Here is a 12,032-nt window from a genome sequence, read left to right on the forward strand (position 1 = left end):
CTCGCCATGGCAAGCACGATCGTAGCGGCAGACTTCCGGGCGCCGGCGGGATTGCGCAACGCCCACGTTCAGACGCTGCTGCCCCGGATCCTGCCCGGGCGAAAGCTGGCGCGAGAGACCGAAATCGTCGATCTGCCGGATGGCGATTTCGTGGAGCTGGCCTGGGCCCGGCCGGCCCCGTCGCGAGCCGATGCGCCGATATTCCTGCTGTTTCACGGCCTGGAGGGATCCTTCGACTCCCCCTATGCCCGCGAGCTGCTCCACGCGGCGGCGGCAATGGGATGGCGCGCCGTGCTGATGCATTTTCGCGGCTGCGGACAGACGCCCAATCGACTGCCGCGGGCCTACCATTCAGGTGATACCGCCGATGCGTACTGGATCGTGGGGCAACTGGCACAGCGCTATCCCCAGGCGCTGATGGTGGCCGCCGGCGTTTCGCTGGGTGCCAACATGTTGTTGAAACTGGTTGCCGAACAGGGGGGCGACGGCCTGCCGCTGGCGGGGGCCATCGCGATCAATGCGCCGCTGGATCTGGCGGCGAGCGCGGACACCCTCAACCGCGGCATCTCCCGCGTCTATCAACGCTATCTGCTGCGCCAGCTCAAGCACAAGGTGCTGACCCGGCTACAGACGACGCCGCTGCCGCTCAAGATCAACGCGGGCCAGATTCGTCGGCTGAACAGTTTCTGGGCCTACGACAATGACGTTACCGCCCCGCTGCATGGATTCCGTTCCGCGAGCGACTACTATCGTCGGGCATCGGCTGGCCCGCTGCTGGGTGAGATCGAGCTGCCGACATTGATCCTGCATGCGGCAGACGACCCATTCATGCCGGGGGACCTGTTCTCGCGGCTACCGCCACCCTCGCCATCGGTCCGGGTCGAGATCGCCCGTCATGGCGGACATGTCGGTTACGTGGAGCGACGCGGTGGACGCCTTCGCTCCTGGCTGACGCGCCGCATCGAGCAACAGCTGCGACAGTGGGCGCCACGCCAACTCGAGCGGGCGACGCCTTCTCACCTGCCCCATCCGTAGAGCCGGTGGACAGCGGCGCCGGAGGGCGGCTGTTGGAGGATGGCGCCCGGCTCCCGGTCAAGCCGGGATCGGGCAGGTGACGCCAGTTCCCTTCAAGCCACAATAGCCGTTGGGATTCTTGGCCAGATACTGCTGATGATACTCCTCGGCATAATAGAACGTCTCCAGCGGGCGGATCTCGGTGGTGATCGTTCCGAGCCCCTGCGACCGCAGCGCTGCCTGGTATTCGTCTCGGCTCTGCTCCGCCGTCGCTCGCTGCGACTCGTTGGTGGTGTAGATCGCCGAACGGTACTGGGTGCCGAGATCGTTGCCCTGACGCATCCCCTGGGTCGGATCATGGGCTTCCCAGAACGTGCCCAGCAGCGACTCGAGGGTGATCCGTGCCGGGCCGTAGACGACCATCACGACCTCGGCATGCCCGGTCTTCCCGGTACAGGTCTCTTCGTAGGTCGGATTGGGCGTGATACCGCCGGCATAACCCACCGCCGTGACGGTCACGCCATCCAACTCCCAGAACAGCCGCTCGGCGCCCCAGAAGCACCCGAGTCCCAGCACGATCTGTTCGGTGCCGGCCGGGAAAGGCGGCAGCATCGAGACGCCAGTGAGCAGATGTTCTCCACGGATCTCGAGGGGGGTGTCGCGGCCCGGCAGCGCCGTCTCCGCGGTCGGCAGTGAATCGGAACGTCGTTGAAACATGGCTTGCCTCCGGATGATCGAGACCGGCGTGCGCTGGGGGCGCACGCCGGATGTGTCGATTGAGCGGGTCAGCGACTGTTGGCGCGACCCAGGCTAAAGGTGTAGATCAGATCGACGGCCTGCGCCGCCCCGGAAACGGCCTGCAGATACAGATTCTGGATCAGGCGGTAACGCAGGGTCAGCTCGGCGATGGGAGAGAATATGCCGACGCCATAGCTTACCTTCAAGTCGTCGAAGACGTAGCCGCTGACCACGACCTGGCTGTCGTCGCCCGATCCCGAGGCATCGAGGCTCAGGTCCTGAACGCCGAACGCCTGGCCGACCTGACCCACGGCGCTGCCGGTCTGCGAAAGCGAGAGCCCGATCAGCGCCGAGGTCAGGGCGTCGTCTCCACTACCCGAGTCCTCGGGTGCCCGGCCTCTCAGGATGTAGGAGAGCGCCCGACTCTCGGTCATCGCCGGCTCGGAGAAGATCGTCAGACGCGGCGCGGAAGCGGAGCCCGTCACCCGCAAGCCCGCGATCACATCGTCTTCGGTGGTATCCGGGTTGCGGATGGCTTCGAACTGCAGGCTTGGCTGCGACGCCGGCCCGCTGAACAGCACCTGGCCCTGCCGAATGATGAGATCCTGGCCGAAGGAGGTGTAGGTACCATCGACCAGGTTCACATCGCCATACAACTGAACCGGGCCGGTGCCCTGGCGGACCTGAAGTTCGCCCCGCAGGCCGGCTTCCAGCCCATAGGCCTCCAGCTTCATGTCGGGCCCCAGGTGCAGATTGACCCGAACGTCGAGCTGCATCCCCGCATCGGCCAGAGCCTGGGCAGTGCCGGCACCCTCGTCGTTCTGGCGGGCGGCGGCAGCGGCCTGCTGCTGGCGGTCCTCCTCCTCGGTAATCACGACGGTGTCGCTGCTGGGCGCCTGGGCGGACGAGGGAATCTGGCCGATCTCCAGACGTGCCCACGGTACGCTCACGTCGCCCCGAACCTGCAAGCGCTGTGGCATCGCCCGGATCTGCAGGTCCGGCGCTATCCGCAGACGCCCATAGGCCGGCATCGCGACCATGAGCGGAGACTGGGTACCATCGATATCGACATTGGCCCTCCACTCGTCGGGCTGCTGCCAATTGGCGTCGCCGGTCAGGTCGAGCCGGCCATCCTCACTCTGAACGAAGCCTTGCAGCGTCGAGGACTGGCCCCGCAGCGCCAGCGTCAGTTGTCCATCGGTCACCGCCACCGGAGACACGCCGCCCTTGACCCTGACGCCGTCGATCGTGACGTTGCCATTCAAGGCCGGCATCGCCACCGTGCCACCCAGCGAAACGTCGCCATTGATGGCGCCCTCCAACTGGTCGATCCCGGATATCAGTGGCCGATAGGGACTGAAGCGAAGGTCGCTCATCTGCAGGCGCCCCTGCAGGTTGCCTTGCCCCGCCGGGTCGTCGATCCGGGCCTGCAGCTGCACCTTTCCGGCATCTTCCAACTGAAGGTCGAGTTGCGTCTGGGCTCGCTGCTGGTCGGCGTCCAGCGACAGAGAGATCGTCGCCGCCGGCACTTGCCAGGGAGCCCCCCTCGCGTCGACACCGCTGACATCGATGCGGCTATCGATATCGGCCGTGGCGGCCCAGGCCTGACCGCCGCGTGACCAGCTGGCAACCACGTTACCGCCGGTCTGGCCATCGACTTGCCACCCGCTCGGAATGAAATCGTTGAGCAGCGCCATCGGGACGTCATCGATCGACAGCGCAGCGCGTCCCTGCGCGGCCGACGCATTCATGCGCTCGGTCAGGCAGAGCGCGCCGCCCTGCTGGCGATCGAGACAGAACGGCGAGATCGTCGCACTGGCGTTGGTCAGGTTGGCGCTGAAGTCCAGCGAGTCGCGCAGGGCGATGTCGCCGTAGTCGGTCGATGCCGAGAGCCGGGAGAATGCCCCCCGATAGTTCTGGAACGCGCTGTCCAGGCCGCCCTGCAATCTCACCGAGGCCTGCGAGACCGGTAGGCCCTCACCGCCACTGACGTCGAGCGCCAGTTGATGTCGCGACAGTCGACCCTGGAGGTCCAGATCGACGCTCCGAAGCTGCTGTCCGCCGGCCTCGACGCCGCTGGCGTTCAAGTTGACGTCGAACTGCGGGTCCTGCGTACCGGTGGAGTTGGCCTTCAGCACCAACTGCTCGAGACGGTTCTCCGCGTATCCAACATTGCTGCCTTGCAGGTCGACCGTGATCTGCGGCCTCGTCAGCGTGCCGCGCCCTTGGAACTGGCCGCGCAGCGCGCCCGACAGGTCCGGCAAGATCGTGCCCAACGCCGGAGCATCGATCCGGCCATCGATAGCGAGATGGTCGTCGACGCGGCCGCTGGCGGTCACGCGATTGTCACCCTGACGAAAATCGAGTGCGCGGATGTCCCACTGGTTATCGCTGTTGCCATCGAGACGCGCATTCAGCTTGAGTGCGCGCTGCTGCAGCCGGCCATCGATCGCCAGTTGCGGCACCGACAGCTGCCAGCCGCCGTCGTCGCGCATGGCGAAGGCCGCACGGGCCTGGCCATTCAATTGCCCTGTCACGGCCTGGGTGAATGCCTCCAGCGGAAGCTGCTCGAAATCCAGGTTCACGCTGGCCGAGAGAGCCGGGGTCCAGCGTACCGTCCCCTGGCTGTTGAGCTGGCCGCCCTCGGCTGCCAGCCGCATCGGTTGCCAGCGGAAATGATCGAGGTCCCCTTCGCCGGCGACACTTAGTGTCACCGGGGGCAGGCCCTCGCCCTGACCGGCAAGGTCGACGCTGGCACGATAGTCGTCGAGTCGACCCTCGACAGCCAGCGTCAGGTGGTCAAGCTGGTACTGCGCTGGGGTCTGCTCGACCGGTTTGATGCCGCGAAGCTCGCGGGCACTCAGGATCGCGACCTCATCGAGTCCGCCTTCCGGATCGGTGAGCGGCGCAAAGGGCCGCGCGGCCAGCGGCCAGCGCACTCGCTTGGCATTGACGTTCACCGAAAACGGCAATCCTGGCGCGAACGCCTGGAGTCGCGCATCGATCGCGGCCTCGGCATTGCCGGCCGTGCGTAGCCGGATGTCCAGGTCGGCCAGGGTGCCGTTGGCGTCGAGCGATAGTGTCTGGCCATAGATCGGCGCTCGGGTAATGCGACCCTGCAGTGACAGCGAGAGCGGGACGTCCCCTTGCAGCTCGGCACTGGCGGTGAGTTCGACGTGGCCATCGGGCGAATCCACCATCAACCGGTGAATCCCGACCCGGCGGTCGACCGCGGAGGCCGACAGCGCCAACCGGTCGAGATGCTGCGGGCTCGGTCCCTCGAGTTGCAGGTCGCTGATCGTCAGGTCCGGTATCTCGACCTCCAGCGGCAGCTGGATATCGGGCAGCCGATCCCGGATCTCCCGCAGGCTCTGCTCGATGCGCTGAACCCGCGCATCGGTCTGCTCGGCACTACCGTCGGCAACGTTGGCAGCCGCCGCCAGGGTCAATGGTGTCAGCGCGACGGCGGCCGGGGCATCGGGAACGGCGGCCAGCGCCGCGGCATCCGTCAGCGGCGTGGAGACCTTGGCCCCGCCGTCATTGCCGCTGTCGCCATCGACCGTGTTGATGGCGACCGACACATCGATGGCATCCGGGCTCAAGACGCCGCTGCCCAGGTCGGGCGTCGCCAGCGTCAGGCCCGGGCTCTGGGGAAGTGCGATGCGAGTCCGCTCCAGGGTCGTCGGGAGCAGTTTCAGATGGTTGCCGGCCATCTCGGCACCGGTCTGGAAATGATCCCAGTGCACGTTGGTACCGTCGGCGAGCTGAATGCTGACATCGTCCAGGCGCACCTGGCGAATCTCGATGGGCAGCGGCACGGAGATCGACGGCATGCCACTCCCTTCGGCCGCGTCAGGCTCAGGGGACGGTTGCGATTCGCTCTCGCCCAGTCGAATTCGCGCCCCCGTGATCGTCAGATCGTCCAGGCAGATCCGCCCCTTGAGCAGGCAGTCGTCCGCCCAGGCCAGGTGGAGATGATCGACGGACAGGTCCAGTGTCCCGGCAGACAGGCGCAGACCGTCGACGGTCAGCTCATCGAGCGGCGCGCCTTCGAAACGTTGTGCCTCGACCCAGCCTCTCGACTGGGCCTGCTCGAACAGCCATTGGCTACCCCAGGGGGACAATCCCAGCCCGACCAGCGTTAGAACCAGACCCAGCAGCCACAGGATCAGGAACAGCAGTAGCCGAATCAGAACTCCGGTCCGATGGAGAAATGAAGACGCCAAGAGTCCTCCTCGTCGTCAAACGGGTGGGCGATATCGAAACGGATCGGCCCAACGGGTGAAATCCAGCGCACGCCGACGCCGGCGCCGGTCTTGAGCTCATCGGGCCACCACTCGTCGAAGGCGTTGCCGGTATCGACAAAGGTCGCGCTCCAGAAATTGCCGGTCAGGTGGCGTTGATACTCGATGCTGCTGGTCAGCATGTGCTGTCCGCCAAGCAGCTCGCCATCGTCGTTTTCCGGCGACAGACTCTCGTAGGAATAGCCGCGTATGCTCTGATCGCCACCGGCGAAGAAGCGCAGCGAGGGGGGAATCTTGTCGAAGGTGTTGGTCGCCATGGCACCACCACCGATACGCCCGACGAAGCGGTTCTCGCTGCCGAGCATCCGCACCCACTGGGAGTTGAAGGTGGTGCGCACGAAGCGGGCGTCCGACCCCCACGAAGGGTCGGACCACTCCAGAGTGAGTTCCTGCTTGTCGCCCCAGCTCGGGAAGATCGGGTTGCGCTTGCGCGTTCGCGACCAGCTGATGCCGGGATAGAGCAGCAGCACCGCATCGTTCTGATCGGCCTGGGTGAAATCCTCGTAGGTGGTCTGCCAGTAGAGATCCTGGATCCAGCCGTTGGAAAACTCCCAGTGGCGGGCCAACTGCACCGAGCTCTCGAAGCTCTTGGTATCCTCGTTGTCGATATTCTTTAGCCCGTAACGAACCCGGTAGCTGTCTCTCAGCGGGTTCTCCAGCGGGATCCTGTACTCCCCCGAAAAGCGCTGTTCGGGGGCCGAGAGGTAGAGCGAGTTGGTCAGGCTGTGACCATAGCGATTTAGCCAGGGCATGGTCCAGGAGAACTGAGTTCGCGGGCCCACGTCGGTGGCGTAGCCGACACCGACCTCGAACTGATGGCGGTCGGCCGGTGTCAGTTCGACATCGACCGGCACTACCGTGGGCTGGCTGTCGGTCAACTCGCGGGCCATGCTCAGCCCCGGCCCGCCGAGCACACTGGACGGGTCGGCGGTGGTATCGCGCCCGGTCGACTCGCTCCACCACTGGCTGGGAACCGTGGATGCGGCCTCCTCGTTCACGCGCGGGCGCACCGCTACCCCGGCAAACCAGTCGGTCTGGCCGAGATTCTGGTTGAGCGTGGCGAGATCACCGGCGAGATAGGGGTCGCCAGGTTCGAAGGGAACCATGTTCTGCAGCCGATGCGGTTCGATCTGGCTCCCTCGGAAGTGCACGTGCCCGAAACGATAGCGTGGACCACTATCGAGATCGAGAAAAATGCGGGCGCTCTCTTCCCAGGGGCGAACCTCGATTCGTTGTTGCCGGAAACGAGAGTTGAAGTAGCCGCGCTCCAGCGCCAGGGTCGACAACTTGCCCTTGAAACCATCGTAACGAGAGTGCAGCAGCGGGTCGCCGACCTTGAGCGGATTCGAGCGCATCACCTCCTCGAAAGCTTCATCCTGCCTGGCGTCGCCCTCCAGCTTGACGTCTACCTGGGTGATCTTGGTGCGCTCGCCCGGCTCGACATCGATCACGACCCGCCGGTTGTCCGCATCGGGGTAATGGGTCGCCAGTTTGGCGTTGTAGTAGCCAAAGGCCTGCAGCGCCTGCTGGGCACGGTTCCTCACCACCCCGTCCAAGCGCTCCCGGGTCGCCTGGCTGTCGGGCTCGAGTTCGGACAGGATGTTGACCACATTCTCCGCCGGAGGTCCGCTCAATCCCTTGACCGTCACACCGAGTGCCCAGGCATGCCCCGCGGCGGGCAACGCCAGGCAAAAGAGTCCCATCCGTAGGACCTTGACTTGCCGCATGAGATCAGCCTCCGCCGCGCTGTAGGTTGGAAACGTCCGTGATCAACGAGGCCACGCGGCTCGTCAATTGCGAACGGCTGGCCTCGAGGGATCCCAGCCGCTCCTTGAGCTCGCGAATCTGGGCGGCACTCGCCCCCGTTGGCAGCGCATCGACCCGTGAGCGTAGCGATTCGAGACCAGCACTGAGAGCCGTCTGGCCCTGGCGAAGTTCCGTCACCGAGCCACGAAGCTGATTCAGGGCATCGGTCGATGGTACATCCTGCTGGGCCAGGGTCTCGACACGGGACTCCAGATCCGCGATAGCGGCACCCAGATCGGTCGAGTCGTTTCCTTCCACCTGGCGAGAGAGCGTCTGCTGGGACTGACGCAACTCCTCGAGCGAGGCCGTGAGCTGCTCCGAAAGTGCCTGGTTCTCCTGCTGCTGTTGATCGAGCGAGTCGGCCATCGAATCGAGGCGATCGCCCTGCTGATTCTGGCCACTCTCGAGCGAGGCCAGCCTGGCAGCCAGCGCGCCACGCTCGTCCTTGCCGGTGCTCTCGAGGGCGTTGAGCGAGGATTGGAGCGCGTCGATCAATCCCTGCAGGTTTCGATCGGCGTCCTGCAGTTTCTCGATCTGCTGAGCCGTCTGGTCGTTGGACCGGGAATCCGCCACCCGCGTCTCCAGGCTCCCCACCGCCGCTCGCGTGGCCTCCAACTGGTCACGCAGGCGATCGAACTCGGCCCGCAGACTCTCCCCGGAAGCGTCCAGGGTCGACCCGGTCGCATTCACACGCTGGTTGAGCCGGTCGATCTGGGCGTGCTGTGCCTCCAGCCGCTGCCAGAGCAGCCACCCCCCCGCAACCGCGCCGGCAATGAGCAGCAGGATGAGCAACCACAACGGCCACACCCTGGGTCGGCCGCGCCCGGAAGAAGAACCTTGATAATGCACCGCTCCCGAGCGGCGTGTCGTCATGTCGTCTCGATCTGGGACGATGGATGGGGATGCGCGATGCTCGTCCGATTGTGATGGCATTGCCGTCGTATACCTTGCCAATAGTGGTGCGGATAGTACGTAAAACAGAAACCGCGCTCGACATCCAGGTCCCGGAGCCTGGAAGCCGGTTTCGAGGCGTCAGCCATGGACGCCACTATGCCACGAAAAGCGGGTCTCGGGCGGCTGACGAGATCACGTTACGTGAAAGCCGTTGCAAAGCCCAGACTTGGCCGCAGTCGGCTCGCACGATACTGGCGGCCGCAGGCGCGCCGTTGGCGATGGCGGGTGCGATCGCGGTAGCATGGCCGCTTCCGCTGGGCCGTAATGTAGCCCTCTCCACCTCTACTCGTCGATGAGCCAGATGCCTGAATTCGCTAACCGATTCGAGCTGCCCGCCCTGCCATTCGAGCGCCATTCGCTGGAGCCCGAGGTATCCCGGGCTCAGGTCGACCTGCTCTATAGTCATTACCATCGCCGCCATATCGATGCGCTCAACGCCATAGCGCCAGGGCTACCCGAGCACTCATTGGCGAGCCTTGCCGAACACCACGAGGCGGAGATTCGCCGATCCGCGCAGGAGGCCTGGAATCTGGTGTTCTTCTGGCATGGACTCAGCGCCGGAAGCGTTGCGGTGCCCGACGATCTGGCGCGCAGAATCGACCAGACCTTCGGCGGCATCGGGGCACTGCAGTACCGGTGGCGAGCCAGCATCCTGGACGTTTCGGAGGGGTGGTCATGGCTGGCGGTCGACGCCGATGGCAAGCTGGAACTGCGGCACTCGCCAACAGGAGCGCGCCCCACCGACGTGGCCCCGCTGCTGGCCATTGCCCTGAACGAGAACGCCTACCGGATCGATTACCCTCAACGCCAAGGCGATTATTTCGATGCGCTGTGGCGCCACTTGAACTGGGAATACGCGCAGCTCAACATCGAGGCGAGCGCCTGAGCCCCGGCCAAGGGCCAGGATTCAGGCGCTCCCCGGGAGCGGGACTAGGCGCGGCGGCCGATCCCGCGGTAGACCAGTCCGCGTGAAGCCACGTAAGCGGGATCGTAGATGTTGCGCCCGTCCAGGATCAGCGGCGTCTTCAGCGACTGCAGCAGCCGGCGCCAATCCGGATTCCAGTAACACTTCCACTCCGTCACCAGCATCAGGGCATCGGCTCCCTCGCAAGCGCTATAGAAATCGCCCTCGCACAAGATCAGTTGCGGGTGGTCGGGATAGAGTTCACCCAGCGCATGCAGTGCCGCCGGATCATGGACCCTGACCGTGACTCCCTGCGCCCACAGCGCTTCCAGCAGCGTCAGGACCGGGGCATGATCGATCCGCGCCGTTCCGGGTTTGAAGGCGGCGCCCCAGATGGCTACGGTGCGGCCTTCCAGTTCCCCCTTGAAGTGGTTCCAGAGTTTGCGGAACAGCGTCTCTTTCTTGCTCTCGTTGATGTCGAGGACGTGCTCCAGCAGATGGGATTCCCGCCCGGTCGAGTGCTGGACGTCGGCCAGACGCATCAGGTCCCGCGAAAAGTTGGGACCGCCGAAGCCACAGCCGGGATAGAGATACTCGAAGCCAATCCGGGTATCGGCCCCCATCCCCTGGCGCACATACTCCACGTCCACGGCGAGCGAGTCGGCGAGGCCTGCCAGCTCGTTCATGAAGCTGATCCGTGTCGCCAGCATGCCGTTGATGGCCAGCTTGGTCAGTTCGGCGGCACGCCTGGGCATCAACTGGAACACCTCGTGGCGCCGATTGAAGGCCCGCAACAGCTCGCGTATCTGCTGGGTTCCCCACTCGTCCTCGCTCCCCAGCAGCCAGTGCGCGGGGCGGGTGAACGTTTCCCAGGCACGCCCTTCCTCGATGCGGTCGGGCAGCGCCACGGCCACCTGGCCGGCGTGACCCAGCAGCGCTTCGAGTTTCTCCGTCTGACCTACCGGGAAGGTGGAGTTGTTGACGATGATCAGAGGCGTGCTCTGACGCCCCGGCACCTGCCGGACGTAGCTCTCCGCCGACTCGCGTTGATCCGGGGAGAGTGCCAGCCAATGGACGTCGGCATCGGCGTCGGCCGGTACTTCATCCACGATCGCCAACTGGCCGGACTCCTCGCCTGCCAGAATCTGATCCTTCAATCCGGGCTCGCTGATCAGCCAGTCGGCACGCGCCAGGCTGTCCCAGCGAAATTCGGCATGTGGCATCCAGGTAACCTGATGCCCAACCGAGCACAATGCGGCGGCGGCGGTTGCCGCGGCCAGTTCGCTACCATGTACGACCACGCGCATCGACTTAGTCCTCGGCCGCGTATTGCTGGATCAACTGACGGAATCCTTCACCGAGGGTGGGATGTTTCCGCCCCAGGGCCAGGGTCGCTTCGAGATAACCGAGTTGGCTGCCGCAGTCATAGGTCTGGCCCTGCATGCGATAGGCCGCCGCACCGCTGTTCTTGCGCAGGGTCTCGATGGCATCGGTCAACTGAATCTCGTTGCCCGCCCCCGGCGGCGTTTCGGCCAGGATCGGAAAGATATCGCCCGGCAGGAGATAACGGCCAATCACGGCCAGCGTGGAGGGTGCCTCCTCGACCTTCGGCTTCTCGACCATACCGGTCAGCGGTGCGCTCTTGCCGGCGGCGGGCTCGGCCCCCTCGAGCGCCACGATGCCGTACTTGTACGTCAGCTCCTTGGGCACGGTTTCGACCATGATCTGGGCTTTGCCGGTCTCGTCGAACTCCTTGATCATGCCGGTGAGATCGTTACTGGCCATACCGTCGTCGTCGATGACCACATCGGGCAGCAGCACGGCGAACGGGTCATTGCCGATGACCGGGCGGGCACACAGGATGGCGTGTCCCAGCCCCAGCGCCTCCGGCTGACGCACGCTGATGATATTGACGTCGTCCGGGATGATGTTGCGAAGTTCCTCGAGCAGTTCGTTCTTGCCCTTGGCCTCGAGCTGGGTCTCGAGTTCGAAGTGCTTGTCGAAATGGTTCTCGATGGCGCTCTTCGAGGAGTGAGTGACCAGGACGATCTCCTTGATGCCCGCCTTGACCGCCTCGGTGACCACGTACTGAATCACCGGTTTGTCGACGATGGTGATCATCTCTTTGGGAATCGCCTTGGAAGCGGGTAAGCAGCGGGTGCCGAATCCGGCGACGGGCAGTACGGCCTTGCGAATCATCTTTTAGGTCCTTCCCTTCCTGGGTATGAAATCAACGATTGCCGGTGTGCCGACAGCGTATCCTTCTGCTAGCTTAGCGGGCGAGAAGCCGAAAGCACAGTCGCAGAAAAGCG

At 64.9% G+C, this 12,032-nt stretch carries 8 protein-coding genes; 2 read left to right on the forward strand and 6 right to left on the reverse strand.

Annotation, left to right across the window (positions count from 1 at the left end):
* Positions 1 to 6 precede the first annotated feature (6 nt).
* Positions 7 to 1,035 (forward strand): hydrolase, encoded by a 1,029-nt coding sequence (locus AAGT95_RS16240; protein WP_342594470.1) that lies wholly within the window; start codon positions 7 to 9, stop codon positions 1,033 to 1,035.
* A 57-nt stretch (positions 1,036 to 1,092) separates the two neighbouring features.
* Here AAGT95_RS16240 and msrA read toward each other — a convergent pair whose 3' ends face one another.
* The 4 genes from msrA to AAGT95_RS16260 all read right to left on the reverse strand — a co-directional run bounded on the left by msrA (position 1,093) and on the right by AAGT95_RS16260 (position 8,735).
* Complete coding sequence (msrA, locus tag AAGT95_RS16245) at positions 1,093 to 1,731, reverse strand: peptide-methionine (S)-S-oxide reductase MsrA (RefSeq protein ID WP_342594471.1); 639 nt, start codon at positions 1,729 to 1,731, stop codon at positions 1,093 to 1,095.
* A 68-nt stretch (positions 1,732 to 1,799) separates the two neighbouring features.
* Entirely contained in the window at positions 1,800 to 5,978 is a 4,179-nt protein-coding gene (gene tamB / locus AAGT95_RS16250) for an autotransporter assembly complex protein TamB (protein WP_342594472.1), read from the reverse strand.
* Positions 5,942 to 7,783 (reverse strand): autotransporter assembly complex protein TamA, encoded by a 1,842-nt coding sequence (tamA, locus tag AAGT95_RS16255; RefSeq protein ID WP_110708928.1) that lies wholly within the window; start codon positions 7,781 to 7,783, stop codon positions 5,942 to 5,944. Before tamA ends, tamB begins: the two co-directional genes overlap by 37 nt.
* Before the next feature lie 4 nt (positions 7,784 to 7,787).
* Complete coding sequence (locus tag AAGT95_RS16260; RefSeq protein WP_342594473.1) at positions 7,788 to 8,735, reverse strand: hypothetical protein; 948 nt, start codon at positions 8,733 to 8,735, stop codon at positions 7,788 to 7,790.
* Positions 8,736 to 9,117: 382 nt separating this feature from the next.
* Between AAGT95_RS16260 and AAGT95_RS16265 the strand changes: the two genes are divergently transcribed.
* A complete protein-coding gene (locus AAGT95_RS16265; RefSeq protein ID WP_342594474.1) occupies positions 9,118 to 9,702 on the forward strand; it encodes a superoxide dismutase in 585 nt (194 codons plus the stop codon).
* 44 nt (positions 9,703 to 9,746) lie between these two features.
* On the opposite strand, the gene AAGT95_RS16270 is transcribed toward AAGT95_RS16265, so the two are convergent.
* Positions 9,747 to 11,027: a nucleotide sugar dehydrogenase gene (locus AAGT95_RS16270; protein ID WP_110599646.1), complete on the reverse strand. Its 1,281-nt coding sequence runs from the start codon at positions 11,025 to 11,027 to the stop codon at positions 9,747 to 9,749.
* 4 nt (positions 11,028 to 11,031) lie between these two features.
* A complete protein-coding gene (gene galU / locus AAGT95_RS16275) occupies positions 11,032 to 11,919 on the reverse strand; it encodes a UTP--glucose-1-phosphate uridylyltransferase GalU (protein WP_342594475.1) in 888 nt (295 codons plus the stop codon).
* Positions 11,920 to 12,032 lie beyond the last annotated feature (113 nt).

Origin of the sequence: Salinicola lusitanus (assembly GCF_038648475.1) — a bacterium.
In the GTDB taxonomy this organism is placed as follows: Bacteria; Pseudomonadota; Gammaproteobacteria; order Pseudomonadales; family Halomonadaceae; genus Salinicola; species Salinicola lusitanus.